The organism is Gemella parahaemolysans (assembly GCF_053758945.1).
Genome location: NZ_JBSMTP010000001.1, coordinates 130,897 through 157,157, shown reverse-complemented (window position 1 = coordinate 157,157; position 26,261 = coordinate 130,897). Strand labels below are relative to the sequence as shown.

General features: G+C 29.4%; 28 protein-coding genes, 1 other RNA gene and 3 pseudogenes. 2 read left to right on the top strand and 30 right to left on the bottom strand.

The window, feature by feature from the left end; genetic code table 11:
• Nucleotide 1: 1 nt before the first annotated feature.
• The 18 genes from ACWOBP_RS00730 to ACWOBP_RS00645 all read right to left on the bottom strand — a co-directional run bounded on the left by ACWOBP_RS00730 (nt 2) and on the right by ACWOBP_RS00645 (nt 13,966).
• Nucleotides 2–394 carry a phage holin family protein gene (locus ACWOBP_RS00730; RefSeq protein ID WP_455337027.1) on the bottom strand — a complete coding sequence of 131 codons (393 nt, stop codon included), beginning with the start codon at nt 392–394 and terminating at the stop codon, nt 2–4.
• An 83-nt stretch (nt 395–477) separates the two neighbouring features.
• A complete protein-coding gene (locus tag ACWOBP_RS00725) occupies nt 478–1,404 on the bottom strand; it encodes a manganese-dependent inorganic pyrophosphatase (protein WP_455337026.1) in 927 nt (308 codons plus the stop codon).
• A 79-nt stretch (nt 1,405–1,483) separates the two neighbouring features.
• Nucleotides 1,484–1,972, bottom strand: a complete 489-nt coding sequence (gene msrA / locus ACWOBP_RS00720; RefSeq protein ID WP_455337025.1) for a peptide-methionine (S)-S-oxide reductase MsrA — start codon at nt 1,970–1,972, stop codon at nt 1,484–1,486.
• Between the two features lie 236 nt (nt 1,973–2,208).
• Complete coding sequence (locus tag ACWOBP_RS00715) at nt 2,209–3,111, bottom strand: YihY/virulence factor BrkB family protein (RefSeq protein WP_455337024.1); 903 nt, start codon at nt 3,109–3,111, stop codon at nt 2,209–2,211.
• Between the two features lie 2 nt (nt 3,112–3,113).
• The gene (locus tag ACWOBP_RS00710; RefSeq protein WP_455337023.1) at nt 3,114–3,365 is read right to left on the bottom strand and encodes a hypothetical protein; all 252 of its coding nucleotides are present in this window, start codon (nt 3,363–3,365) and stop codon (nt 3,114–3,116) included.
• Between the two features lie 189 nt (nt 3,366–3,554).
• Nucleotides 3,555–3,746 (bottom strand): hypothetical protein, encoded by a 192-nt coding sequence (locus ACWOBP_RS00705; protein ID WP_455337022.1) that lies wholly within the window; start codon nt 3,744–3,746, stop codon nt 3,555–3,557.
• 4 nt (nt 3,747–3,750) lie between these two features.
• Nucleotides 3,751–4,335 (bottom strand): prepilin-type N-terminal cleavage/methylation domain-containing protein, encoded by a 585-nt coding sequence (locus tag ACWOBP_RS00700; RefSeq protein ID WP_455337021.1) that lies wholly within the window; start codon nt 4,333–4,335, stop codon nt 3,751–3,753.
• A complete protein-coding gene (locus tag ACWOBP_RS00695) occupies nt 4,313–4,597 on the bottom strand; it encodes a type II secretion system protein (protein WP_455337020.1) in 285 nt (94 codons plus the stop codon). Before ACWOBP_RS00695 ends, ACWOBP_RS00700 begins: the two co-directional genes overlap by 23 nt.
• Nucleotides 4,584–5,027: a prepilin-type N-terminal cleavage/methylation domain-containing protein gene (locus tag ACWOBP_RS00690; protein ID WP_455337019.1), complete on the bottom strand. Its 444-nt coding sequence runs from the start codon at nt 5,025–5,027 to the stop codon at nt 4,584–4,586. Before ACWOBP_RS00690 ends, ACWOBP_RS00695 begins: the two co-directional genes overlap by 14 nt.
• Nucleotides 5,002–5,334 (bottom strand): competence type IV pilus major pilin ComGC, encoded by a 333-nt coding sequence (gene comGC / locus ACWOBP_RS00685; RefSeq protein ID WP_455337018.1) that lies wholly within the window; start codon nt 5,332–5,334, stop codon nt 5,002–5,004. The genes ACWOBP_RS00690 and comGC overlap by 26 nt, the downstream gene beginning before the upstream one ends.
• Before the next feature lie 10 nt (nt 5,335–5,344).
• Entirely contained in the window at nt 5,345–6,391 is a 1,047-nt protein-coding gene (gene comGB, locus ACWOBP_RS00680; protein ID WP_455337017.1) for a competence type IV pilus assembly protein ComGB, read from the bottom strand.
• The gene (comGA, locus tag ACWOBP_RS00675; RefSeq protein ID WP_455337205.1) at nt 6,366–7,334 is read right to left on the bottom strand and encodes a competence type IV pilus ATPase ComGA; all 969 of its coding nucleotides are present in this window, start codon (nt 7,332–7,334) and stop codon (nt 6,366–6,368) included. Before comGA ends, comGB begins: the two co-directional genes overlap by 26 nt.
• Before the next feature lie 140 nt (nt 7,335–7,474).
• Nucleotides 7,475–7,837 carry a helix-turn-helix domain-containing protein gene (locus ACWOBP_RS00670; protein WP_084812676.1) on the bottom strand — a complete coding sequence of 121 codons (363 nt, stop codon included), beginning with the start codon at nt 7,835–7,837 and terminating at the stop codon, nt 7,475–7,477.
• 210 nt (nt 7,838–8,047) lie between these two features.
• Nucleotides 8,048–8,815, bottom strand: coding sequence for a tRNA threonylcarbamoyladenosine dehydratase (locus ACWOBP_RS00665; protein ID WP_455337016.1), 768 nt, complete (start codon nt 8,813–8,815; stop codon nt 8,048–8,050).
• 68 nt (nt 8,816–8,883) lie between these two features.
• Nucleotides 8,884–9,066: non-coding RNA, 6S RNA (gene ssrS, locus ACWOBP_RS00660), on the bottom strand.
• A gap of 178 nt (nt 9,067–9,244) precedes the next feature.
• Nucleotides 9,245–12,073 carry an excinuclease ABC subunit UvrA gene (gene uvrA / locus ACWOBP_RS00655; RefSeq protein ID WP_455337015.1) on the bottom strand — a complete coding sequence of 943 codons (2,829 nt, stop codon included), beginning with the start codon at nt 12,071–12,073 and terminating at the stop codon, nt 9,245–9,247.
• A 278-nt stretch (nt 12,074–12,351) separates the two neighbouring features.
• A complete protein-coding gene (locus ACWOBP_RS00650; protein WP_455337014.1) occupies nt 12,352–13,104 on the bottom strand; it encodes an FAD-dependent oxidoreductase in 753 nt (250 codons plus the stop codon).
• A gap of 280 nt (nt 13,105–13,384) precedes the next feature.
• The gene (locus ACWOBP_RS00645) at nt 13,385–13,966 is read right to left on the bottom strand and encodes a TetR/AcrR family transcriptional regulator (protein WP_455337013.1); all 582 of its coding nucleotides are present in this window, start codon (nt 13,964–13,966) and stop codon (nt 13,385–13,387) included.
• Nucleotides 13,967–14,194: 228 nt separating this feature from the next.
• On the opposite strand from ACWOBP_RS00645, the pseudogene ACWOBP_RS00640 reads away from it, so the two are divergent.
• Nucleotides 14,195–15,384, top strand: a pseudogene (locus ACWOBP_RS00640) (IS256 family transposase).
• Nucleotides 15,385–15,812: 428 nt separating this feature from the next.
• Here the strand turns inward: ACWOBP_RS00640 and ACWOBP_RS00635 are convergent.
• From ACWOBP_RS00635 to ACWOBP_RS00595, 9 genes and pseudogenes are all read right to left on the bottom strand, one after another.
• Nucleotides 15,813–16,235 (bottom strand): DUF1697 domain-containing protein, encoded by a 423-nt coding sequence (locus ACWOBP_RS00635; protein ID WP_455337012.1) that lies wholly within the window; start codon nt 16,233–16,235, stop codon nt 15,813–15,815.
• A gap of 118 nt (nt 16,236–16,353) precedes the next feature.
• Nucleotides 16,354–16,833 (bottom strand): annotated as a pseudogene (locus ACWOBP_RS00630) (Csac_0668 family 2Fe-2S cluster-binding (seleno)protein).
• 143 nt (nt 16,834–16,976) lie between these two features.
• Nucleotides 16,977–19,058: pseudogene (locus ACWOBP_RS00625) on the bottom strand (heavy metal translocating P-type ATPase).
• Between the two features lie 145 nt (nt 19,059–19,203).
• Nucleotides 19,204–19,572, bottom strand: a complete 369-nt coding sequence (locus ACWOBP_RS00620) for an ArsR/SmtB family transcription factor (protein WP_314091001.1) — start codon at nt 19,570–19,572, stop codon at nt 19,204–19,206.
• A 132-nt stretch (nt 19,573–19,704) separates the two neighbouring features.
• Nucleotides 19,705–19,836, bottom strand: a complete 132-nt coding sequence (locus ACWOBP_RS00615; RefSeq protein ID WP_438590710.1) for a DUF1413 domain-containing protein — start codon at nt 19,834–19,836, stop codon at nt 19,705–19,707.
• A gap of 262 nt (nt 19,837–20,098) precedes the next feature.
• Nucleotides 20,099–20,533, bottom strand: coding sequence for a DNA cytosine methyltransferase (locus ACWOBP_RS00610; RefSeq protein WP_455337011.1), 435 nt, complete (start codon nt 20,531–20,533; stop codon nt 20,099–20,101).
• Nucleotides 20,514–20,987, bottom strand: a complete 474-nt coding sequence (locus ACWOBP_RS00605) for a DNA-methyltransferase (RefSeq protein ID WP_455337010.1) — start codon at nt 20,985–20,987, stop codon at nt 20,514–20,516. Before ACWOBP_RS00605 ends, ACWOBP_RS00610 begins: the two co-directional genes overlap by 20 nt.
• The gene (locus ACWOBP_RS00600) at nt 20,984–21,283 is read right to left on the bottom strand and encodes a class I SAM-dependent methyltransferase (protein WP_233445898.1); all 300 of its coding nucleotides are present in this window, start codon (nt 21,281–21,283) and stop codon (nt 20,984–20,986) included. The genes ACWOBP_RS00605 and ACWOBP_RS00600 overlap by 4 nt, the downstream gene beginning before the upstream one ends.
• Entirely contained in the window at nt 21,231–21,371 is a 141-nt protein-coding gene (locus ACWOBP_RS00595; RefSeq protein WP_428829627.1) for a helix-turn-helix domain-containing protein, read from the bottom strand. Before ACWOBP_RS00595 ends, ACWOBP_RS00600 begins: the two co-directional genes overlap by 53 nt.
• Between ACWOBP_RS00595 and ACWOBP_RS00590 the strand changes: the two genes are divergently transcribed.
• On the top strand, nt 21,370–21,624 hold the full coding sequence (locus ACWOBP_RS00590) for a transposase (protein WP_156438975.1): 255 nt from the start codon (nt 21,370–21,372) through the stop codon (nt 21,622–21,624). The two genes, ACWOBP_RS00595 and ACWOBP_RS00590, sit on opposite strands and share 2 nt — an antisense overlap.
• A gap of 508 nt (nt 21,625–22,132) precedes the next feature.
• On the opposite strand, the gene ACWOBP_RS00585 is transcribed toward ACWOBP_RS00590, so the two are convergent.
• The 3 genes from ACWOBP_RS00585 to cydD all read right to left on the bottom strand — a co-directional run bounded on the left by ACWOBP_RS00585 (nt 22,133) and on the right by cydD (nt 26,260).
• The gene (locus tag ACWOBP_RS00585) at nt 22,133–22,666 is read right to left on the bottom strand and encodes a DUF1697 domain-containing protein (RefSeq protein WP_371451469.1); all 534 of its coding nucleotides are present in this window, start codon (nt 22,664–22,666) and stop codon (nt 22,133–22,135) included.
• A gap of 155 nt (nt 22,667–22,821) precedes the next feature.
• Nucleotides 22,822–24,555, bottom strand: coding sequence for a thiol reductant ABC exporter subunit CydC (gene cydC / locus ACWOBP_RS00580; protein WP_455337009.1), 1,734 nt, complete (start codon nt 24,553–24,555; stop codon nt 22,822–22,824).
• Nucleotides 24,545–26,260, bottom strand: coding sequence for a thiol reductant ABC exporter subunit CydD (gene cydD / locus ACWOBP_RS00575; RefSeq protein ID WP_455337008.1), 1,716 nt, complete (start codon nt 26,258–26,260; stop codon nt 24,545–24,547). The genes cydC and cydD overlap by 11 nt, the downstream gene beginning before the upstream one ends.
• Between the last annotated feature and the right edge of the window lies 1 nt (nt 26,261).

The following is a 26,261-nucleotide window of genomic DNA, read 5'->3' as shown; positions in this document are numbered from 1 at the left end:
TTTATTTATTTTTAAATGTTTTAATTATTATTGTTCTCTCATTAGTATTAAATATAAAATTAAAAAGTTTTATTGCTATCACCAAACCAATTGCTGTCCAAAATGAGACTAATTCAAAATGTGGTGATAATAAATATGAGACTAAGTATACTAATAACGCCCTTACTAATAATGAAAATAGTCCGAAACTAAATATTGTTATTATTACAGTTACTAATAATAATGGTCGAATTAGTGTGAATAATATTGTAATAAGCAAAGCTCCAAAGAAACCATATATTGGGTGATCAATTTTTAATCTTCCTTGTGTCAATCCTGCAAATGCTATTACGACTAAGGTATTTATAATAATCTTTTTCAAAAAGGGCCAATATATTGCTTTAAATGTATTCATATATTTCCTTTCGATTGCTATTTTATATAAATTAGAAAGTGAGAAACAATTGTCCTCACTTTCTCAAAACATATTTTTTGTAATTATTTAGAAAACTCTTCTGTAATTTGAGGAACTACTTGTTTTTTACGAGATACAACACCTTCTAGTGTCATAAAGTCATTTTCTAGAGTTTTTCCGAATGCCGCTGCTACTTTATCTTGTTTTTCACCTAATACTAGTACTTCTGAATCCGAAGTTAAGATATTAGTGATTACAAATACATATGCTGCTAATCCTTTTGAAGAAAGTTCTGCATTGATTGCTGCTTCTAATTCTTCTTTTCTGTCAGCTACTTCATTAGCGTCTACTGTGTTAATTTGAGCAACTACAAGTTTATCTGCTCCTAAAACGAATTCTTTAGCATCTAAAGAAATTAGAGTCTCAGCTGTTTTATCAGTTGTTGATGCTCCAGCTTTAAGCATAGCAAGACCATATTCTTCTAAGTTAACTTCAGCAATTTTAGCTAATTCTTCAGCTGCTACTTTATCTTGTAAAGTGCAAGTTGGTGATTTAAATAATAATGAATCAGAGATAATTGCTGATAACATTAATCCTGCTATTTTTTTATCAATATTAACATTTTGTTCTTCATAGATTTTTTTTAGGATTGTAGCTGTACATCCTAGTGGCTCAGCACGGTAGTATAATGGTGCTGCTGTTTCAAAGTTAGCAATACGGTGGTGATCGATTACTTCACGAATAACAGCTTTTTCGATTCCATTAGCTGATTGTTGGAATTCATTGTGGTCAACTAAGATTACGTGTTGTCCTTCTTCTACTTCTTCTACTAAACGTGGTAAACTTACGTTAAAGTACTCTAAAGCGTATTTAGTTTCATCATTGATTTCACCAAGTCTTACAGCTTCTGTATCCATTCCTTGAATTCTTTTTAAGTTATTATATACGATACTTGAACAAATTGTATCAGTATCTGGATTTTTGTGTCCGAAAATTAAAATGTTTGTCATTTTCTAACTCCTTATGATTATTTATACTTACTTATTATTTTACCTTTTTTTAGTAATTATTTCAAACTTATTTTGAAAATTACAGGCTTTTTTTCGCTAGACTTAAATCTACATGGCAATAACCCGTAGGGTTCTTCTCTAGGTATTTTTGATGATATTCTTCTGCATCAATATAGTTATTTACCGCTTCTACTTCTACAGCAATTTTTTTAGTGTAATTTTTTTGAAGTTCTTCTATAAATTTAACTGCTTCTTCTCTTGTTTCTTCGTCGACATAGTAAATTCCCGTTCTATATTGACGACCTCTATCTCCACCTTGTTTATTAATACTTACTGGATCGATGATTCTAAAGTAGTGACGTAGTACATCATTTAATGGGAGTACTGAATTATCATATTTTAAGTAGATAACCTCTGCATGGTCTGTTGCTTTAATTTGTTGATAAGTAGTTTCTGCAGTTTGTCCATTACTGTACCCAACTTTTGTAGTAATTACTCCATCAAGTTGTGCAAAATAACCTTCCACACCCCAGAAACATCCTCCTGCTAGATAAATTTCTTTTTCCATAGTGTTAACCTCTCAATCTATATTCAATCTTCTTAATTAAGTACCTACAATTATACTATAAAACACTTTCTTTTTATATAATTCTGCTTAAATTATTAAGCTATATAATCATTATTCATCTTTTTTCTCTTCATACGCAAAATAAAAAAACAAGCACATTTTTGTACTTGTTTCTTATTTGATTCTATTAATATTTTAAAGTATCTATTATCTAAGTATCGTATTTCATATACCCTTTATTCTGTTGTATGTGTTTCTTCGAATACCCTATGTTCAACTTTATAATTATGAAAGATAGCATTAATTTCCGCACCGATAATTAGTATATATCCTGTAATATATAGCCAAAGTATAAATGCCATAAATGCTCCGATTGTTCCATAAGTTTTAATATAACTTGAAAAATGATCAATATAGTATCCGAATAATTTACTGACTATTGTCCAAGATAATGTTGCGAATATCGCTCCTGGCAATATACTAATAGCTTTTAGTTTCAAGTTGGGTCCCATAGTATATAAGAACACAAAAACAAAGAATATAAAAAGTAATGGCAGTGTGTAATTTATTACCGACCATAAGTTATAGAATCCTTCATCTAGATTAAATTTATGGAAAAGGATGTATGTAAGTTGTTTTCCAAATACGATTAATGCCAATGCAAGAAACATACCTACTAAGAATAACGCTGTTAAGATTACACTGATTATTTTAGTAACAATCCATATTCTTCCATCACGAACTCTGAAGGCATTGTTAAATGCTATAATTATCCCATAAATACCACTAGAAGCTGACCACAGTGTGAATACAATCCCCACTGTGATAATCGTGTTATTCTTATTATTTAATACTTCTGAAATCATATCAAAAAGATAATCACCTAGGTCCCCTGGTGCGTAGCTTTGAATTTTCTCTAATAAAAATTGCTGATCAATTTTAAAATATGGCGTCAAGGCCAAGGCTACAATTAACATTGGGAATAAAGATAAGATAAAATAATAACTTAAATTTGCCGAGAGCAATGATATTTCATCATACATAAGACGATAATACATTTCTTTAACAAATTTCTTTATCGTTAATTTACCTTTTGGATTATCTTCATAAAATGAATAATTCTTTTCTGGTATAAACATAACTATAAAATAAATTTAGCTACTGTTTTAGCTGCTTTATAGTACATCGGTAATGAAGAAACAGATAATAAATTTAAATCTCCTATAGGAAACTTAGATTTTTCTGAAACAACATACCCTTTTTCTTCTAAATATTTTTTTGCTTCTTCTACTTTTGTACGTTCTTCTGAACTAAGATTTTCTTTTTTATGAAATACAGTAGCTGCTGCAATTGCTCCAACTCCTACAAGGCCTAATAATAATTTTTTACCCATTAATATCTCCTTTTAATTTAGTTTCAATTTTTGTCAATATAATACTATTTTAAACCATTTAATAAAACAAAGCAACAATTAATATATCTTTTAAAACTTTAATAATGATTTCTTTTTTATTATAAGTTATTTTTTTAATAATTTAGTCCATCCTAAAATCCAATATGGAAAATAGAATGGACCTAATTATTATTTAGATTTATTATTTTCTTCTAACTGCTGTGTTATTTGTTTGTCATAATAATCATTTAAGTTTTTTATTGTATACATTTTATTTATATATATTCCTACAATACTAAACAAAACTGTAATAACTAGTAACGTAACCAGTAAGGAGGCTACTATAGCATTTGCACTTTTATGTTTCTTTTTAGTTCTCATAAATCTAATTCCCCTCCTCGGTAGCGTCTACTGGTTTAATTTTTTCTATTTCTTCATTTTTATTATCTTGATTCTCTTTTTCTTTCCGTGCTTTCTCTTCTTTTTCTTCTTCGGCTTTTTCTTTCTCAGTTTTTTCATTTTTCAGTTTTAGCAACATTTCTCGATGATGATTATTTTTATCAACAATAATAATATGAATAGTTTCATCATCTACTGATAATGAATAACCACTAATATGCTTAAGTAGGAGAATATAGCCGGCAAAGTCATTAGAATTTTTAAATTTATCCATATAAATCTGATTATCATTAAAATTTATTCTTATATCTTCTGAGCCATCTTTACTTGTCATTATAATATAATGTTTTTCTTGAGTGACTTTTGCGCTATTGTTATATGTTTGCAAAATTTTTCTATGAGCTAAGGCATATTCATAATTAGAATAATCTAAAAATCTTTTAGAGGTATTTATTGTAGTTTGTAATATTAACATAAGTAGTAGCGTCAGAATTACTAATAGAAATAAAGATACTGTCAATTCTAACAAGGTGAATCCTGGTTTATATTTAGCTATAACTAATTTTCTCACCAGTCTCTTCATCCTCAATCCTCGCTGAATTTTCATTTACACTTATGTAATAATTATTTCTTCTTATAATAAAACTTTTATCTTTATAGTGACTACAAATCTCCTCATACAATATTTCCCTCATTTCTAACTCTTTTTCAACCCTATATAGATTAGAATATTGTCTAACCATATTTGGAATTAAAAATACGAATAATAGAGAGCAGATAAATAGAGCCCCTATCAATTCCACAAAAGTGAAAGCTTGTTTATTGTATTTCATCTAGTGTTACATATCCAGTATCAAGGTGAATAATAATCTTATATGCACTATTAGCAAATTGCACATTAACCGTATTCGCCTTAGATGTTAGATATCCTCTCCAATATTCGAATTTTACAGAGGCTGCTCCAATCTTTGCCTGCCCATTTTTACGTATTTTTTTCCAATGTTTCTGTCCATCATATAAAACAGCATATTCATTATCACTTGAAAAAAAGCAAATATAGGATCTATCTTTACCTAGACTCTTAGTTTGAATAGTATAAATTTCTGACACTAGCTCGTTAACAGCTAATCTCTCTTGATATTTATCATAAGTATTTATGGAGATTTTTGATAGGATTATTACTATAATACTAACTATCATTAACACAGCTATTAGCTCAATCAAAGAGAATCCTCGTCTATTTTTCAAGCGTTGCCTTACCATTTGCTATTACTATTTTCTTACCATTAGGTGCTGTACTAGCTTTATCTGCTGGACCATCTAAATAATGTTTTTCAACTAGTTTTTCAAATGTAACATCTTTATCTTTTTCATTAATTTCATAAGCTGTAACTTGAGACTGTACTGTTTTTTCGTAAGCTTCTGAACTTTTATCTTTCGCAGTGTCTATATTCTTAGTAATATTAGGGATTATAAGAATTAATAGTATTGCGATTATAAAGAGAACGATTAACATCTCTATTAAAGTGAAGCCGTCTTTGTTTTTAAACTTTTTCATAATATTTTTCATATGTTCCTCCTTATTTTAGCGAACTAGCCATATTGAAAATTGGAAGTAATATTACCATATACAATCCAACTATTACTATAGCTAAAATACCGAATAAAATAGGTTGCAATTTTTTCAAATTTCTATCTAATGATGTTAAAAATGTGTCTAACATCAATTCACTAAATAATTTCAATTCTTTGTCTATCAAACCATTATTCTTCCCATGACTTACAAATTTTCTAATCGATTTGTCAAAATATTTAATTTTCCCTATTGCATCTTCGAAACTTATACCTCTATCTAATTCTTGTAATATTTCTGTAGAAAATTCTGTTAAGTAATAATCATAGTTTTCCTCAACAATTACTTCTAGGGCTGTTTTCAGTGAAAATCCACTCATTAAAAATAAACTTAACTCCATAGAAAATCTGTAAGAAAAATATAATTTTGAATAGTTCCTAATTTTAGGAATATATAAAAGTGATTTTAAAAATAGATTTTGTTTATATTTAATTGTAAAAAAAATGTAACTTAAAAATAAAATAGTTAGTAAAATAATAATAGAAATGAATTTTGGAATATAGTATAATGATTTGATTAATATAATAGTTTGGAGATCCATCTTAATATTAGATGAAGTATAGATGTTCTCAAATTGTGGAATCACTAGCGCATTAAACACCATAATGAGACATATTAGTGTAAGTGTTAAAAATAGCGGATATCTTAAAGTTTTAATTACCTTTTCTTGTTGTATTTTTTGTATCGTAAGATATGTTTCTACTTCAAGCAACATATCTTCTATCCTACCGTAATCTTCTGCAAATTTAATTTTGCTTATAATTAATTGTGAATAACCAAGATATGCCAATATATCGGATAATTTATTTCCGTTAGAGAGTTTTTCTTTTATCTTTTTAATTTCGTCATCAGTAACATCATATTGTATTAAAAGAAATTCTAATGAATCTTCCAACATATATCCATGATTAATCAATTCATATAGACGCTTTATAAAATATATTTTATTCTCTTTATCTAGGATTTTTTTAATATCCCCATTTTTCTTTTTCATCAGCAGAAATTAATCCTTTCTCATGTGCTAATTCAAATTTTTTCTCTAAAGAGTAATTGTGTATTTTATCGTTATCTATATATTCGTGGATATTTTCTCTTCTCAATATTTCAGTTACTAATCCCCTTTTTCCATTTGTTAAATTTACCAATCTTTGCGAAATTATGCAAATTATGGTTTGTTTGATATCTTCCAATGATAGGTTCAGGTCCCTTAATCGATTTATTACTCCAATAGAATCTTCAGCATGAATTGTACTTAATACTAAATGCCCTGAAAACGATGATGTAATTACTTGACTTGCTGTTTTATAATCGCGTATTTCTCCAATTACCATCGCATCTGGATCACAACGTAAAATTGATTTAAGTGCATTATCATAAGTAATTCCTGCCTTTTCATTTACTTGCATTTGAATTAAACTAGGAATCTTTTTTTCTACTGGATCTTCGACTGTTATTACCTGTTTATTTTTACTAGCAAGCATACTTGCTAACTTATACATTGATGTAGATTTCCCACTACCCGTAGGCCCAGAAAATAAGACTAGTCCGTAAGCTCTTTTAGAAAGATTATCTATATACTGACTGTCTTCATCAAAGATACTGTATTCAACATCTTCTAATTCATTTATGAAGATTCTAACTACACAACCTTCATTTAACTCACTAAGCGGTAAGGTAGAAACTCGTAAATAATAATCTTTGTTATTATGTTTATAAACGAATCTCCCACTTTGTGGTTCTTTATTCCTTGAAATATCAATGTTAGAATTAAATTTTAATAACGAGATTATCGCCTCTATCTCCCTATTTGAAAATTTTTCATATTCACTCAGTTGGCCTCTCACTCTGAGTTTTATAAAGGATTCACCCGATGTATGTGGGTATATATGGATATCACTGGCTCTGTTTTCTATTGCATCATTAAGAATTTTATTCATTAAATCTTTTACATCAATAGTTATCACCCCATTCCTTAAGAAAAGGAAAATATAGGCTAAGTATTACTACCTAGCCTATATTTAAAACTATTAATTTAATTTACTACATTATAACTCTATAGCCTAAGTATTTGAGTATGTTATAGATTTATATTTCTAGAAAAAGAATATCCCCTAAATCTTCTCAAAACTTCTTCTACTAATTTACAATCCTCACTATCAAGCGATTTAATCATATCTATTACTTCAAAGTGAGTATCCGCCAACTCTTCTGGTTCCCCTTTTTCAGTTTTATAACCGACCAATTCATCAATAGATACGTTATATAGTTTCGCTATTGATACTAGTGTTGCAACGTTTGGTTCGTTGCGGCCGTATTCCCAGTTCGCATATACACCATGAGATGATAACTCTAGTTTATCTGCTACAGTTGACATAGAGTAATTGTTCATTTTTCGAAGTTTTTTCAAGTTTTGTGCCAGTAATGTTCCTTTATTCTTCAAAGTAATCCTCCTTTCTCATCTATAACCATTATACCTTGTTTTTTATAAAAAATCAAATTAAATTATAAATTTTTAAACCTTTTTTTCATACTAATATAGAATATTATTTTCAAATTCTGTGTAATTTTTACAGAAAAACTGCCATAAACTTTGATATGTCAACCATGAGCAAAAATAAAACAACGCTTAAATTAGCGTTGTTTTCATTTTTTAATTAGGTTTTTCAACAGTTAATATTTTTATATTTTTCAATAAATTTGTATAAACATAATTTGCTGCTATAAGGCCAGCTATTGACGGACAAAATGCGTTTGAAGCTGGTGGAATTTTCGCTTTTCGTATAGCTGAGTCTTGTTTTCCAATTTTTTCTAAATATTCTTTATTAGCAATTGTTGGACTTTCTGTAGAAAATACTACAGGTACTTTTCCTCGAACTTTTTCTTTTTTAAATTTAGTTCTGATTACTTTTGCTAACGGACAAACAGTAGTTTTGCTAATATCAGCTATTTGGAATTTTGTTGGATCTAACTTGTTAGCAGCCCCCATTACACTAATTACTGGAATGTTGTTTGCTAAACAATATTTTATTAAATGTATTTTAAATGTCACTGTATCACAAGCATCTATCACAAAATCTAATGGTTTCTCATAAAATATAGGATATGTATCTTCAGTGTAAAAGTCTTGAATAGCAATAACTTCACATTCTGGATTAATATCCAAAATTCTTTTTTTCATTTCTTGAACTTTACTACATCCTACAGTTTTAGTAGTTGCATGAATTTGTCTATTAACATTAGTAATATCTATATCATCTTTATCCATAAGTACTAGTGAACCAACACCTGAACGAGCTAATGATTCAGCTGCAAATGATCCTACTCCACCGATTCCCAAAATACCTACTCTTTTATTTTTTAATAATTCTAAACCTTCAGTTCCTATTAATAATTCGTTTCTCGAAAATTGATGTAACATTTTTATCTCCATATTTCTGATTCTATAATTTTAATTAAAAAAGACTGGATAGTTATTGAACCAGTCTAAAAAAAACCAAAACGCCGTAGATCCTTACCTAGATTGGTCCTGATAATATCAGGTGGGTACGATAGCCTTATGTTCTAAAGTCTTCTCTAGGAAGCATTTTATACTAGTAAGCGATTCTCGTTCCCTTTTAAAAAGTGTTAGGCCCGAATATATGGTAAGTCTTACAAGCGCTTTAGTTGTTATTTATATTTTACCATACTTACACTACTAAAACAACCTCAAAATTTGTATAATCATGTTATTTTTTTATATTAATCTAGTGAAATTGCTTAATATATATAGTTTTCATAAAATAAAAATTTTTTAAAATATATTTTTAATATACCCTTCTTTAATACTTATTTATTTATTAATTTTATTCTAATTTAAAAGTTTTTTCAGAAACTTCCCTGTGTAACTTTCATTATTTTCTGTTAACTTCTCTGGAGTACATTCTGCAAGAATTGTTCCTCCACCTACTCCACCTTCTGGACCTAAATCTATCAAGTGATCACAGCATTTTATAACATCTAAGTTATGTTCAATCACAACAACAGTATTTCCACCATCAACTAATTTATCGATAATTTTAATTAATCTACTGATATCATCAATATGTAAACCTGTCGTAGGTTCATCAAGAATATACAGTGTCTTACCTGTAGATTTTTTATAAAGTTCACTCGCTAGTTTAACCCTTTGAGCTTCTCCTCCTGAAAGTGTAGTTGCACTTTGACCTAGTCTTATGTAGTCAAGTCCCACATGAACAAGTGTCTCTAGTTTGTTTTTAATCTTAGGAATATTCTCAAAAAATTCATATGCTTCCTTAATCGTCATGTCTAAGACATCACTAATACTCTTACCTTTATATTTAACTTCTAATGTCTCTCTATTATATCGTTTACCTTTACATACTTCACAAGGTACGTAAACGTCAGGTAAGAAGTGCATTTCAATTTTTAGAATTCCATCCCCACTACAAGCTTCACAACGGCCACCTTTTACGTTAAAGCTGAAGCGCCCTTTTTTGTATCCACGTAATTTAGCTTCATTAGTACTTGCATATAAATCTCGTATATCATCAAACACACCTGTATAGGTAGCTGGGTTGCTTCGTGGTGTTCTTCCTATTGGGCTTTGGTCTATATCGATAATCTTATCTATATTCCCTTCAATTCCCTCTACCGATTTCACTACAGTTGTGTCGATTTCTTCTTTATTTAGAACATTTTTCACTGAATTAAATAAGATTTCATTAACAAGTGTTGATTTACCACTTCCTGAAACGCCTGTTACTCCAATAAATTTTCCAAGTGGAAATTTTACACTAACGTCCTTTAGATTATTTTTTCTCGCTTTCTTAATAACGATATTTTCACCGTTACCTTCTCTTCTTTCTGATGGTACGGCTATTTTTTTACGACCAGATAGATACGCTCCTGTAATAGAATTTTCATTCGCCATGATTTCATCAGGAGTTCCAACAGCAACTACTTGTCCTCCGTGTTCACCTGCTTTAGGTCCTATATCAACTATATAGTCACAAGCTAACATCGTATCCTCATCGTGCTCTACTACTAATACTGTATTTCCTAAATCTCTCATAGAAAGCATAGTATTTATAAGTTTTTCATTATCTCTTTGGTGTAAACCTATTGAAGGTTCATCAAGTATATAAGTTACCCCCATCAGTTTCGAACCAATTTGCGTTGCTAATCGAATACGCTGAGCTTCTCCTCCTGATAATGTTCCAGATGCTCTATCTAGTGTTAAATAATCTAAACCAACATCATTTAAAAACTGTAATCTTGATTTAATTTCTTTAAGTACTAATTTAGCTATTGCATAGTCTTTTTCACTTAGTTTTATATTTTTGAAAAATTCATAACTGTCTTTAATAGACATTTCACAAACTTCCGCAATATTTTTATCTGCAACATATACTGATAAGATTTCTGGTTTTAATCTTTGACCTTTACAACTACGGCATGAATCTTCTTTAATATACTTAGCCATAGCTTCTCTAGTTGCTCTAGTCATTCCAGATTTATAACGTCTAAGAATATTATTCGCTACACCTTCAAAATATATAATACGTGAACGTTTCACACCTTCATCATTTATATATTTATGAGTAATTTCTTCTTGATCATTACCGTATAAAATAATCTGTTGTTGTTCATTTTTAAGGTCTTTGAATGGCGTATCCATATCAATTCCGAAGTGTTCACATGCACATTTAATTAAACTTGGATAATATGTCGAAGTCGCATTATTATAAACTAATATTGCACCTTCATTTATCGTTAAGTCTTTTTGAATAATTTTGTTAACATCTACTGTTTCGTGCATCCCTAAACCATCACACTCAGGACAAGCTCCTTGTGGATTATTGAAAGAGAAGATACGAGGCTCTAAATCTCCTAATGTAAAATCACAATGTTTACAACTATACTTAGTTGAGAATAATTGTGTAGTCTCTTCTTTAACATCATCTATTTCTACTAAATCATTATTAGAAAGGTTTAGTGACGTTTCTAATGAATCAGCTAAACGTGTTTCAATTCCTTCTTTAATAACTATCCTATCAATAATTACACTAATAGAATGTTTTATATTTTTATCTAATTCTGGAATATCTCCAACTTCGTATAATTCACCATCAATTTTGAATCGAATATATCCATCTTTTATTAGTTTATCTATTAATTTTTTATGAGTACCTTTTTTATCTTTGACTATAGGTGCTACTATTTGGATCCTACTACGTTCTGGCATTAGCATAATAGCATCTACAATTTGACTTATTGAACTACTTTCAATTTTTTCATGATGATTTGGACAATAGATTTCTCCGATTCTTGCATAAAGTAGACGTAAATAATCGTAAATTTCTGTTACTGTTGCTACAGTTGACCTAGGATTTTTTGATGTCGTTTTTTGATTTATTGATATTGCTGGCGATAATCCTTCGATAAGATCAACATCTGGCTTTTCAAGATTACCTAAGAACTGTCTAGCATATGCACTTAAACTTTCCACATAACGACGTTGTCCTTCAGCATAGATAGTATCAAAAGCCAGTGAACTTTTACCACTACCACTTAGCCCAGTAATAACAACAAACTGATCACGTGGGATTTCTAAATCTATATTTTTAAGGTTATTTTCCCTTGCTCCTTGTATTACAATTTTATTTTTCTTTTGCATAAATTACCTCAAATGATTCTATACAATCAAATTTTATTATTCATTGTAAAATCAATTTTGTGTCCTATTTTTTAGACTCATTTAATTTTACATTAACCTCCTTATTATAACATAAATGTAATTGAATATTAAAAAAGAAAGTTTCAATGAAAATACAAAAATTTTGGAATAGTCTTTTAATCTTATAAATAGATATCAAAACATATTAAATTTATAATACAAAAGATATGAAGCTCTTTTACTGATTTGTTCAATAAAAGAGCTTCATATCAAAAACGTTATTTTAATCCTTTAAAACTATCCATTTTTATTTTTTCCTTACTTATTCCAGCGGATTCTAGAAAATTTTTCATAGTCTCAACATCATCAGGTTTGCCCGATAAAAGATATATTGCTCTATTTCCATACTTATCTACTACCTTTTTAAGTTTATCTTGACTTTGTTCTATACTTCCACTAGTTTCATAAGTAAAATCTTGTCCTTTATTAGATAACTCTGTCAACTCTTTATTAAAGACCCTTACCCCATTATCTAAATGATTTAGTATAATCAAACGTTTAGAACTCCATTCTTTAATAATTGGTCTAATCGCTGCAATACCAACATCAGATGCAAAACACACAATAGGTTCTTGACCATCTACAACCTCTAAGTTTTTATCTAACCAACTAACGTCAACTTTTTCACCAATTTTTAAATTAGTTAGTTCTTGTTTAAACTTACTTCCACTATTTCGAGTCAAGAGAACAATCTCATTTTCATCTGGATTAGATGCAATAGTAAGCCAACGGTTATTTTCCTTTTTATCTTCAATATTAGGAACTGTAACTTTTATATATGAACCTGCATTCCAACTCATATTATGTGGCTTTTCAAATCGAAACACATAAAGATTATCACTTACATTATCTATTGATTTCACAGATATAGTTTGACTACGTCCAAGAAATACGAATATTCCAGACATTATTACTACCAGAATCGCCGCTATAATAAAAATAATAGTTAACATTTTTCTACCTCTTTTCATTTTCTTCCTCTTTCTTAAAACTATAGTTAATATGATGTAGCATAAGATACAATAATATTAACCAAATTTGTAACTCTATTTAAAATACAATTTTTTATAATGAATATTTTCTAAAATTCATTCATTTTTGTTTTAAAAGATAGTGACTCATATATCGAAATTTCTTAAGAAACACGATTTTGTCGAGTCACTTGCCGCATTAGTTTATTAGATATCTAAAAGCATTTATAAAGCGAAAATAAATATCAATAAGCCACTATCTATGTGTTCTCATGTGAATTTAGAACTTTTGTTGCTCCCCATTAAATAATCCTTTTACAAAATAAATTGCTAATCTTTCTGTTGTTTCACTAACATTAGGAATATCTTTTTCCGTAACGTTCATATCTATATAGTTAAAAAGAGTATAAATTTTCAAAATCTCTTGAATCTTTTCTTGAGAATACCCTTCTGTTTGCAATCGATTAGTAAAATTTTCAACTAAAAATTTATAGAATTGATTAGATGCCTTACCTTCTTCTGATGAATAATAGTTGTGTAATTCAGTAGAAATAGCAGGATTGTACCACTCTGATAAAATCTTATTAGTTGATATTAAACTTCTTGATTGACAAAAAAGTTGTTCTGTTAGCTTAACTACATCACCTTCCCAATCGATATTGTTTATCATCAGTTGTCGAATACGATTATTTTCTTCTATATAGGTATCTAAAAAAATTGTTTCTTTACTATCATAAAAGTTATAGAAAGAACCTACTGCCATTTTTGCGTGTTTTGTTATTTCTGAAATTGACGTTGCTTTGTACCCTTTTTTAGAAAATACCTCATATGCCGCTTCTTTTAAAATCTTTTTTTTATCCATTATAACCACCTCCTGCTTAACGAATGAATATTTATTTTTATTCATTCATATTTTATCAAATATCCACTTTAAAGTCAATATTATAATACAATGTAAAATAAAAGAATAACTGATAGTGTATAATATTTTGTGTAAACAGAAAAGTCAAGAGAAGTTGAAAAAAAAAGACATAGAAAAAAGAGACTCCTAGGTGTAAAATAAAGTTAACCACAACTCATTACGAAAGGAATCTCTCATAACACAAAATTAGTAAATGCACTACTAAAAGGAGAAGATATTTCAGAAATATTTAGAGCTGAATTAGAAAAAGCTATAAACACAGTATTAGAAGCCGAACTTACGGGATTTCTAAATTATGAAAAACATTCTGTAGAAGGATATAATACAGGAAATTCAAGGAATGGAAGTTATTCAAAAACAATATATAGTGAGTATGGGAAACTGTCAATAAAAGTCCCAAGAGATAGAAATAGTGAATTTACACCTCTAACCCTAGTACCATATAAAAGAAACACACAAAATTTAGAAGAAACAATAATATTACTGTATAAAAGAGGTATGACTACAAGAGAAATAGGTAAAATTGTAGAACAATTGTATGGACACTATTATTCACCACAAACAATAAGCGTTATAACTAAACAATTAGATGAAAAAGTTAAAGAATATCATTCAAGAAAAATAACAAAAGATTATGCGGTAGTATATGCAGATTCAACATATATTAGTGTAAAAAGGGGAACAGTAGGAAAAGAAGCGCTACATATATTAATAGGAATAACAATAAGCGGAGAAAAAGAAATCCTATCATATGAATTATTTCCAACAGAATCACCAGAAAACTACAAAGATATGTTAGAAGATTTTAAGAAAAGAGGTTTAAATAGAGTATTATTGTTTGTCACAGATGGATTAAAAGGAATAAAAGAAAAGCTTGAAGAAGCATTTCCTAAAGCAAAGTATCAAACGTGTTGGACGCATGTAATAAGAAATATTTTACTAAAAGTAAGATCAAAAGATAAAGCGGAAATATCAGAAGATTTAAAAGTAGTATATCAAGCATCGGCAAAAGACGAGGCAGAAAAGAATCTAGCATTATTTATAGATAAATACAAAGAAAAATACCCAAAAGTAACAAATAGTCTATTAGATATTAGAGATTGTCTATTTACATATTATTTATTTCCAAAATCAATAAGAAGAAGTATTTATACAACAAATATAATAGAAAATTATAATAAACATTTAAAAAAGGGATAAAGAAAAAAGAGCAATTCCCCAATGAACAATCCCTAAACAGATATGTTTGTGTATCCGCGTGTGAATATAACGTAAAATATGCAGGTATATCGCACTACGGCTTTAGTATAGCGAAAGAAGAATTAGAGAATATGATAGAAGAAATATATATAAACTAGCTTTTATTCCCTTCTAGAGTTTAGATTTTTCTATGATTTTGTCAAGAACAAGGGCAAGCCTTCTTTGAATTCTTGACAAAATCTCTCGAAAAATCTTATTAAACTCTAAGGAATAAAAGCCATAAAACTAATAAAATTTAAATAGTTAACTTTATTTAAAACCTCAGATTGTGTTTACACAAAAATCTTGACACTGCTATAATAATACGGCTGATATTTATTATCAACCGTATTTATTATAGACCCAGAAAAAACAGTAAACCTTTTTTGATTTACTGTTCTTGTATTAGTTATGTTTAATTGTTACTTCAATAAGCTGGTGTTTATTCCTATTTCTTATTTCTTACATAATTCGACTAAATGTTCAACAACATTTAATTTCCTCATTGTCATGGTTATTGAAAGCTGTTTTTCAAGATAATTAGTATTCAATCTTTTGGGACTTGCATCTCTTGAAAGATACATATATAAACATTCAGAACCAATAATAAACTTTTCATCTCCAAAGTCTTTATTTTCCAGTTTTTTAGTTCATCTTCTCTCATACTATCGTTAGTGAATACTAAATGTATTCTTGAAAAATCATAATTTTCATTAAACGGATTTTCCTCAATAGCTATCTGTAATTGATTTTTTTCTTTTATAATGACACTTAAATCTGCTCCTATTTCTTTAGCTATTGTGTCATGAATTAACTTTGCTGTTTCCCCTTTTGACAACTCTGTTTCCAAAATAACATTACCACTTTGAATATAAGTCTTTACTTTTTTTAGTCCTACTTTTTCAAGTATCTCTACCAAAAATGACATTTTAGGTATTCTATTTTTTCCTGTTGGTGTTACTCCTCTCAACCCCTATGGTTAAGGGGAACATATCCATACTTGTAGCCGGAAACATATCTAACATTGGCTCTCGTTTGTGGGAAGATATCAACGGTTTTGTCTGTTCGTGAGAACATATCAACTCAAATCATTTCATGGTTAATCCCTTATCAATGGCTTCCTGAATAATCTTATGACAACATACCCCCAAAGGATTGTTTTCCTTACAAAGCGAATTTTTCATTGCTCCAGTTATGGCATTTACTTCTTTAACGGTTTTCGCACCATGCTTTACAACTGCTTCAATTACCTGATCTTCTGTGACTTTGCTGCAATAACAAGCATACTTAGGATCTGCATCTTTCTTAAACTAGATAGGAACCCTAACTTGGTCTTTTAAGAATTTTATTTCTTTATCTAAGTTATAGTAAATAACGTCGCAGTCCTCATTCATGCATATCTTATATTGATCTCCATCAACGGCATTACGATAACCATCTGTCACCAAGTGTTCAACTGTTATCCTACTAATTGTTACTCCTTCATTATTACAGACAGGGCAACTCTCCTTTGTTCTATTTAAATTTTGTGTGATACATTCACAGCAACATTCATCAATAACTTTCAATTACATAACCTCCATATCTTTAAAACCATTTAATTCAAGGTAAATCCCAACCAATTTTCATTTATAGTTTTTAAATTAAAAAATACCCCTTGATTGTATCGTCAATTATCGGTATCATTCAAGGGGTGAATATGAAAAATAGTTTATAGATTCTTTACATTCAAAGCTCTAAAAGCATTTAATACTGCGATGATAGTTACACCTACATCTGCAAATATAGCTGCCCACATAGTAGTTATTCCAAAAGCACTCAAAATAAGAACAATTATTTTTATTCCAATTGCAAATACTATGTTTTGATGTGCAATTTTTAGTGTCTTTTTAGAAATCTTCATTGTAGTAGCAATTTTCGATGGCTCATCAGTCATAATTACAACATCAGCAGCTTCAATGGCCGCATCAGAACCTAAACCACCCATTGCTATTCCAATGTCTGCACGAGCTAATACAGGTGCATCATTGATTCCGTCACCAACAAAGGCAAGTTTACCTTTTTTAGATTTTTGCGAAAATAATTCTTCTAGTTTTTCAACTTTGTCTGCTGGCAACAGTTCTGCATAAATCTTATCAAGACCAAGCTCTTTAGCAACTTTTGAACCAATACTTTTATTATCACCTGTCAACATAACTGTTTGTTTAATATTAGCTGCCTTAAGTTCCTTGATTGCTTGTGCTGAATCTTCCTTTACCTCATCGGCAATTACAATGTAACCTATATATTTGTTATTAACAGCAACATGTACAATAGTACCGATCAGCTCTCCCTTGAAATAAGGGATATCCATCATTTTCATAAGTTTGATGTTTCCTACCATAACCTTTTTGCCATCTACTGTTGCAATAACACCATGACCTGATATCTCTTCTACATCTGAAATACGTCCATTGTCTATTTCTTTGCTATATGCACGTTTCAGTGAAAGTGAAATCGGATGATTGGAATAGCTTTCCGCATGTGCAGTTAATTCTAATAGCTCTTCTTTGGAAACTCCTTCTGGATGAATTTCCTGTACATTAAATACACCTTTCGTTAGTGTTCCAGTTTTATCAAAAACAACAATTTCAGTTTCTGCTAATGCTTCTAAATAATTACTACCCTTGACTAAAACACCTTTTTTTGAGGCTCCACCTATTCCACCGAAGAAACTCAAAGGAATTGAAATAACTAAAGCACACGGACAGGATACCACAAGGAATGCTAGTGCTCTATATATCCAATCACTAAAAGTCGCCCCGTCTATAACAAGAGGTGGTATAATAGCTAGAAAAACTGCAATTATAACCACAACCGGTGTATAATATCTCGCAAACTTCGTAATAAATTGTTCTGAATTGGATTTTTTACTACTTGCATTTTCAACTAAATCAAGAATTTTACTTACAGTAGATTCTCCAAATTCCTTGGTAACCTCTGCTGTAATAACCCCATTAATGTTGATGCACCCACTTAGGATATCACTTCCAACTTCTACTTCACGAGGAACAGATTCGCCTGTTAGCGCCGATGTATCAATCATTGAACTTCCCTCAATTACCTTGCTATCAAGAGGAATTTTTTCTCCTGCTTTAATTAAAATAATATCTCCAATTTGTACTTCATCCGGGTCAACTTTGACAAGTTCATCACCTTTTTTAACATTTGCATAATCTGGTCGAATATCCATAAGGCTTGCAATTGACTTTCTCGACTTGCCAACTGCATAGCTTTGAAACAGTTCTCCAACTTGATAAAACAGCATAACTGCAACACCTTCAGGATACTCACCAATAAAAAATGCACCAATTGTTGCAATACTCATTAAAAAATTTTCATCGAAAACTTGACCTTTAAAAATATTTTTTACAGCTCTTTTTACAACATCTCCACCTACAATAATGTAACTTATTATAAAGAGAGCAATCTGTAACCATTCGTTATTTAAACTAAGCAATACTGCTGTAGCTAACACGGCTGCACCAATAATTATTCGCCATAGTCGTTTTGTCATACTAAATAGCCTCCTTTAAGCCTTTTTCATAGTTGTATCGGGTTCGATTTTTTTAACTATTTTTTCGGCCTCTGCTATTATTGTTGGCATTTTTTCATCCTCACCATCAATAACGAGTTTTGTGGTCATAAAGTTAACAGTAGCTTCTTTCACTCCATCAAGCTCATTAATAACCTTTTCCATTTTTGCCGCGCAATTTGCACAATCTAAACCTTCAAGTATAAATTTCTTTTTCATTATTAAATCCTCCTAAATATTATTTGTAATTTTATTTTGAATACTACAAGTCTTTTTCAAATTTTCTTGAAGCATTGCTCATTTGAAATGAAGACTTAAATATATGCCCAAATATCTTCAAAAAATATTCTATTCTACCGCATTACTACTTCTCGTTGATATGAATTAGACCTTGGTCAAATATTTCTCTTACATGATCATCAACTAATGAATAATATACTACTTTGCCTTCTTTTCTGTTTTTCACTAAATTAGCTTGTTTTAAGACTCTCAGCTGATGGGAAATTGCTGATTGTGTCATGTTAAGTAATACAGCGATATCACAAACACACATTTCAACTTCATGTAAAGCCCATAATATCCTGATTCGTGTTGAGTCTCCAAATACTTTAAATAATTCTGCTAGATCATAAAGGCTTTCTTCTTGAGGCATTTTATCTCTAACTTGATTTACAATATCCTCATGAATTACATTGCAGTCACATCTTTCAATTGAATTAAATTTTTTAGTCATATTATCACCTCTTTTTAAATCATTTCATCTGATTACTTGAACAATCATTCATACGTTGTATGTTTATTATATTATTATTTTTCTCTTGTGTCAATAGTTATATGAACATTTATTCAAGTGTTTTTATATTATTTAAAATATCTCAAAAACATCTACTAAGACATTAGTACAGTCCTTTCTCGGTATCCTGTTCCATACATATCCTTTAAACAATTCCTTAAAAATAAAGACTTCTCCTTCGTACAAGTTTTCGGTTTCTTTAATAGCTTCATCTAACAGCTTATTACATCACTCATGTGGTCAACTCCTTATCAATAACCTTATAAACAACATTTTTGATAATATCACATGTATAAATCATGTAAAAGTCAATGAAAAAACCGCCAATCAAGAGAACCTAACTCTTAATTGACGGTTTATATTAGTATTAAATCATACTTCCATTTCAATTCCAGATTTAAAGCATATTACAAAGTGGTCATCATAAACACTAACATTCTGGATAATCTTCCTTACTAGGGTATCATCATAGCGTGTAACCATTACTGGAACATAAGCTATAAATTTCGTCTTTAAAATGTCCGTTATTTGCAGTTAATATGTTGGGTACATTTTCTAGCACAAAATACTTCGGTCTAACAACACTAACTACCTCAAAAAAATATTTAAATAAATAATTACGTGGATCATCCATTATTTTTCTTTTCCCTTTTTGAGAAAATCCTTGACAAGGTGGTCCCCCAACAATTACGTCTATATTTTTATACTCATTAAAAACATCATCAATATCTAATTTTGAAATATCTTCATTAATCATTTTCACTTTAGGATAATTTTTTTTATAAGAATTAGCTATAGAATAGTCAACTTCATTTGCTAAAACAATTTCAAATCCTGAGTCGAAAAATCCTTTAGATAGTCCACCAACTCCAGAAAACAAATCAATAACTTGTCTTTTCATCTTCTACCCTCATATTCGCTAATTTAGCATATTTTTCTTCTAATTCAACACCGATAAAATTTCTATTTAATCTATAGCTTGCAATTGCAGAAGAACCGCTTCCTAGAAATGGATCTACTACTAAATCGCCCTCATTTGAAAGCAATCTTATAAAATGTTCGAATAATATAATTGGCTTTTGTGTTGGATGTTTACCTAATTTCTTTTCCCTAGCAGTCGTGACAGATGTTTCAATATAGTCTAGAACCAATTTACCTTTATTATTGAATGTTCTTGTTTTTGTTTTATAAGTAAAATATATCCAGCACTCATTTGAATTAACAAAATGTAAATTCATATTTCTAGGCATTGGATTTGTTTTGTGCCAAATTCCAGTGGTTTTATAATAAAAACCAAATTTATTTGCTATTTCAACAAGAGTTTCAACCCTTAATATTGACATAAAAACTATCATGGAAGCACCATTCTTAAGTATCCTACTTGATTCTTTAAAAACAATCTCATATGGTCTTTCCAATCATTAAAATCTAAATCATCCCAACCAGCAGCACCAAAAAAATTAGAACGCATTTTTTGTAAATTTGTATCTCTCCCGTTCATGAAATTCGCAATATTATATGGAGGATCTGTAATAATTAAATCAACCGTAGATGAGTCTAACTTCCTCAATTCTTCTATGCATTCTCCATTTATTATTTCAATCATTTTTAATACACTCCATAATTTCTGATATGTCGCAATCCAATGCATCACAAATTCTGAGCAAAATATCGGTAGTTACATTCTCACCATTCTTTAATTTATAAAATGTACTCCTACTTACATTTGCTTTTTCCATAAGCTCATTATGTTGCATATCTAAATCAATAAGAAGAAGTATTTATACAACAAATATAATAGAAAATTATAATAAACATCTAAAAAAAGGAATTAAGAAAAAAGAACAATTCCCTAATGAACAATCTCTAAACAGATATGTTTGTGTATCAGCATGTGAATATAACGTAAAATATGTAGGTATATCGCACTATGGCTTTAGTATGGCGAAAGAAGAATTAGAGAATATGATAGAAGAAATATATATATACTAGCTTTTATTCCCTTCTAGAGTTTAGATTTTTCTATGATTTTGTCAAGAACAAGGGCAAGCCTTCTTTGAATTCTTGACAAAATCTCTCGAAAAATCTTATTAAACTCTAAGAAATAAAAGCCATAAGAACTAATAAAATTATAAATAGTTAACTTTATTTAAAACCTCAGATTATGTTTACACAAAAATCTTGACACTGCCTTATCCTTCCTACGTCGATATAATTACTATTACATATTATTCTAACATACATCCTTATTTGTTTATATACATATTTTAAACTTTTACTAAATATTAAGAAAAAATGGAGTGACTCAAAAATCGTGATTTCTGAGAAATCAGTTTTGTCGAGTCACCCTCACAAAGGTTCTGGGTCTATAATAAATACGGCTAATATTTATTATCAACCGTATTTATTATAGACCCAGAAAAAACAGTAAACCTTTTTTGATTTACTGTTCTTGTATTAGTTATGTTTAATTGTTACTTCAATAAGCTGGTGTTTATTCCTATTTCTTACATAATTCGACTAAATGTTCAACAACATTTAATTTCCTCATTGTCATAGTTATTGAAAGCTGTTTTTCAAGATAATTAGTATTCAATCTTTTGGGACTTGCACCTCTTGGAAGATACAAATATAAACATTCAGAACCAATAATAAACTTTTCATCTCCAAAGTCTTTATTTTCCAGTTTTTTTAGTTCATCTTCTCCCATACTATCGTTAGTGAATACTAAATGTATTCTTGAAAAATCATAATTTTCATTAAACGGATTTTCCTCAATAGCTATCTGTAATTGATTTTTTTCTTTTATAATGACACTTAAATCTGCTCCTATTTCTTTAGCTATTGTGTCATGAATTAACTTTGCTGTTTTCCCTTTTGACAACTCTGTTTCCAAAATAACATTGCCACTTTGAATATAAGTCTTTACTTTTTTTAGTCCTACTTTTTCAAGTATCTCTACCAAAAATGACATTTTAGGTATTCTATTTTTTCCTGTCGGTGTTACTCCTCTCAATAGTGCAATTACTTCCATATTCTAAACCTCCAAATACTTTATACTTTTAAACAAGTTATATTATAGCATTTTTCAATCAAAATTTATAGGTCTAACTCGTTTCTCTTTACCTGTGTTAGTCGTTTTTCTTATTCCTGTAACTGCTCTATATTTGTAAAGTTTTGCAAATACTATTACGCTATATTATCCATATCATATAGTTTTCTATACTTATCATTTGTTGCGTATAGCTCACTATGTGTTCCATCCATCTCTATTTCTCCATCTTTAATGAATATTATTCTATCCATATATTCGATAGAGTTTAAATGATGGGTAATCCATACGATTGTTTTATCTTTACTAGATTCAAAAATTGTAGTTAATAATTCATGTTCAGTTTTTGGATCTAACCCTACAGTTGGTTCATCTAGTAGTAACAATTCATTATTTTGAATAATACTTCTAGCGAATGCTATACGTTGACGCTCTCCTCCAGAGAACCTACTTCCTGTTTCAAATACATTTGTATCTATTCCATCAGGAAGACTTTGTAATAGTTTAGACAACTGAGATTTTTCTAAACTTTCATTAATTTTATCTTCAATTTTATCTTCTTCTATTCCCGAATCTAAAAGTGAAAGTTTAAGATTTTCTCTAATCGTCATATCAAATAGATATGGTTTTTGGTTTAAAAGTGAAATCTCTGTACCTAACATTGTTTCTGTTGGTTTTTTATCAAGAACAATAATCTCACCTTGGTAATCTGTATATGTACCTGTTAATAATTTCACCAATGTAGATTTCCCTACACCACTTCTTCCTAATATTGCTACTTTCTCACCTTTCTTGATTGAAAGTGATAAATTATTTAAAATAGTTTTACCTTTCTCATATTCAAAAGTTAAGTTTTTGACATCAATAATATTTCCTTCAGAATTTTTTGCATCAGTTACTTCGACTTTTTCATTATCTTCTTGAGCATAAAATTCTTTTACTCTATTTATTGAAACTTCATATCCTGGAATGTGAGCTACTGCTTCACTCGTCATTACAGCCACACTAAGAACCGATAACACCATCATACAGAATGATGCAATATAGACATTTTCGATTACATTGTTAACTGTCATATTCCAACAACTATAAATCATTAAGAAAGCTGTGGCACCTGCAAGTAGGTTAACAAAGTTTTCTCTTAAGTGAACGAATGTTTTAATTTTTCTTTCACGTTTTAAAAGTTTTTGTTCTTTAACTTGGTAGTCATCCATGAATTCATTTACTTTATTAGAAGAAATCCAATCACTTAATCCAAAAATAGCACTAGTAAAATCACGATATAGGTTATATTTAGCTTCTTTCATAATTTGGAAATTTTTTCTTGTAATTGTAAGTGATGCGAATGGTACTACAAAAATTATAAATATTCCAAATAGTGTTGCTAATAGTGCATAATTCATATCATATCCAAACATTACTGTAATGAAAATTACATATAATACTAGTGAGATAATACTTGGGAATATTGTTTTTAGATAGATATTTTGCATATTTTCGATATCTTCAGAAATAATACCTAGTAAATCTCCAGATTTATATTCTTTTTTCAATTTTAATGCTTTAGGTTCTAATATTTTATATACCCTACTACGCATTTTTTCTATTATTCCTAAAACTAAATTGTGGCTAACTAGCCTTTGAATATAAGCAAATGTAGATTGCGCTAAAGAGAAGGTTCTCGTTAATACTGTAGGTACTTGTAACATTAGGATATTTCCTATTTGTAATGATGCCTTACTTATTAAGAATCCTGAAACATACATTAACGCAGCTCCACTAATAACAGACATTAATCCTAAAAAGACTACACCGCTCATCACACCTTTATTCTTTTTAAGTTCTTTTCTTATTATTGAATTATTGTTCACTATAGCTACCTCCTACTAGATTAGCTTTCAATTCTTCGAAACGTGGTGAATTTTTAAATTCGGCAACTTTCTCAAAATCACTAACCTTTCCTTGTTCTAGATTTAATACATAATCTACATTATTCAACCAGTGTAGTCTATGTGTAGCTATAATTACAGTTCTACCTTTAAATAATTCTAGTAGTTTTTCTTTAATTTCAAACTCTGTTTCTATATCCAGGTGACTTGTTGGTTCATCTAAAATGATTACTTCTCTATTACTAATTAAGGCTCTGGCAATAGCAATACGTTGTGCTTGACCTCCACTTAATTCTTGACCACCTTCTCCAATATTAGTGTCATAACCTTGTGGTAATGTAGAGATAAATTTATCTAAACCTACTAACTTACTAATTTCTTTTAAGTGATTATCACTTATATTTTCGTTAGAATAGAATAATATGTTATTGCGAATTGTATCCGGGAAAATATAAGGGAATTGTGATATATATGAGATGTTATTCGACCAGTGAACATTTTTTAAATTTGTAACTTCATCATTAATTAATATCTCACCTTCACTCTGTTCATTAAAACCAGATAGCAATGAGATTAATGAAGTTTTTCCACTTCCACTTTGTCCTACAAGACAAATCTTTTCACCTTTGTTTACCGATAAAGTGATATTATCAAGAATTTTCTTATCATCTTTTATTAATCCTACATTTTGTAGTTTTATACTTTCTACATTCTCGATAGATGATTTCTGAGATTTATTTTTCTCATTATCCACTATCATTCGATTAATATCTTCATAAGCCATTTGACCATCTAGTGTTGCATGATAGTCTGTCGCAGCTTGTTTCATTGGAAGGAAAAACTCTGGTGCTATTAACAATACAGTTAGCGATGGTAATAATACCGTATCACCATCTAATAATAGAATCCCTAATCTCACTGCTAAAAGTGCAATTGCGATTGTTGTTAAGAAATCTAGTGCAAAGCTGTTTAAAAATGCTACACTTAGTGTTTTCATAGTACTTTGACGATATTCTTTATTTTTCTTTTCCATTATAGGTAAGTAGTTTTTACTTACCCCTAAGAATTTAAGAGTCTCCACCCCTCGAATCGTATCAATAAAGTTGTTAGATAATGCCCTATATTTTTTATACTGTCTATTCGCCATATCTCTAGCGTTAATTCCAAGTAGTATCATAAAAATAACTATAACAGGAATTACAGATATTATCATTAAGGCAGAGACATAATCTGTATAAAATATAAATATAACTACTAAGGTTGGGATAATAGCTCCACGGATTTGTTTTGATACGTTTAATTCAAAATACTGTTTTACTTTTCCTATTCCATCAATAGCTAGGGTTACTAACTTCCCTGATCCTTCTCTTGATGTGAAATCAGGTCCTAAATCAAAGTAACTCTGAAGTAATTTTCTTCTGAGTTCTGTTTCAAACTTGATTGCATGATTTTCTGTAAAATATTGTTGTAAGTGTAAGAACACTATTCTAAAAATAAAACCTATTAAAAAAAGAACACTATCTCTTACTACGTTATCAAAATTTTTATCAAAAAGTCCCACTATGGCTTTTGCTAAAAAAGCAGCTTGTATAATTATACAAGCTGCTTCGAATATTGATAATATTAATAGTGTCAATGTAAGACTTTTTTTAACAGGAAGTTTTAATTTTGCTTCCTTTTTTTTCATT

Coding starts and splice junctions, on each gene's coding strand:
- cydD (WP_455337008.1), bottom strand. CDS start 26,260: ATGAAAAAAAAGGAAGCAAAATTAAAACTTCCTGTTAAAAAAAGTCTT.
- ACWOBP_RS00665 (WP_455337016.1), bottom strand. CDS start 8,815: ATGTTACATCAATTTTCGAGAAACGAATTATTAATAGGAACTGAAGGT.
- ACWOBP_RS00645 (WP_455337013.1), bottom strand. CDS start 13,966: ATGGATAAAAAAAAGATTTTAAAAGAAGCGGCATATGAGGTATTTTCT.
- ACWOBP_RS00600 (WP_233445898.1), bottom strand. CDS start 21,283: ATGCATTGGATTGCGACATATCAGAAATTATGGAGTGTATTAAAAATG.
- ACWOBP_RS00620 (WP_314091001.1), bottom strand. CDS start 19,572: ATGACTAAAAAATTTAATTCAATTGAAAGATGTGACTGCAATGTAATT.
- ACWOBP_RS00585 (WP_371451469.1), bottom strand. CDS start 22,666: ATGGAAGTAATTGCACTATTGAGAGGAGTAACACCGACAGGAAAAAAT.
- ACWOBP_RS00690 (WP_455337019.1), bottom strand. CDS start 5,027: ATGGTAAGGCAACGCTTGAAAAATAGACGAGGATTCTCTTTGATTGAG.
- ACWOBP_RS00595 (WP_428829627.1), bottom strand. CDS start 21,371: ATGGAAAAAGCAAATGTAAGTAGGAGTACATTTTATAAATTAAAGAAT.
- ACWOBP_RS00715 (WP_455337024.1), bottom strand. CDS start 3,111: ATGTTTATACCAGAAAAGAATTATTCATTTTATGAAGATAATCCAAAA.
- ACWOBP_RS00610 (WP_455337011.1), bottom strand. CDS start 20,533: ATGAAAAGACAAGTTATTGATTTGTTTTCTGGAGTTGGTGGACTATCT.
- uvrA (WP_455337015.1), bottom strand. CDS start 12,073: ATGCAAAAGAAAAATAAAATTGTAATACAAGGAGCAAGGGAAAATAAC.
- msrA (WP_455337025.1), bottom strand. CDS start 1,972: ATGGAAAAAGAAATTTATCTAGCAGGAGGATGTTTCTGGGGTGTGGAA.
- ACWOBP_RS00650 (WP_455337014.1), bottom strand. CDS start 13,104: ATGAAAAGAGGTAGAAAAATGTTAACTATTATTTTTATTATAGCGGCG.
- ACWOBP_RS00695 (WP_455337020.1), bottom strand. CDS start 4,597: ATGAAATACAATAAACAAGCTTTCACTTTTGTGGAATTGATAGGGGCT.
- comGC (WP_455337018.1), bottom strand. CDS start 5,334: ATGAAAAATATTATGAAAAAGTTTAAAAACAAAGACGGCTTCACTTTA.
- ACWOBP_RS00605 (WP_455337010.1), bottom strand. CDS start 20,987: ATGATAGTTTTTATGTCAATATTAAGGGTTGAAACTCTTGTTGAAATA.
- comGB (WP_455337017.1), bottom strand. CDS start 6,391: ATGAAAAAGAAAAATGGGGATATTAAAAAAATCCTAGATAAAGAGAAT.
- ACWOBP_RS00710 (WP_455337023.1), bottom strand. CDS start 3,365: ATGGGTAAAAAATTATTATTAGGCCTTGTAGGAGTTGGAGCAATTGCA.
- ACWOBP_RS00725 (WP_455337026.1), bottom strand. CDS start 1,404: ATGACAAACATTTTAATTTTCGGACACAAAAATCCAGATACTGATACA.
- comGA (WP_455337205.1), bottom strand. CDS start 7,334: ATGAATAAAATTCTTAATGATGCAATAGAAAACAGAGCCAGTGATATC.
- ACWOBP_RS00730 (WP_455337027.1), bottom strand. CDS start 394: ATGAATACATTTAAAGCAATATATTGGCCCTTTTTGAAAAAGATTATT.
- ACWOBP_RS00705 (WP_455337022.1), bottom strand. CDS start 3,746: ATGAGAACTAAAAAGAAACATAAAAGTGCAAATGCTATAGTAGCCTCC.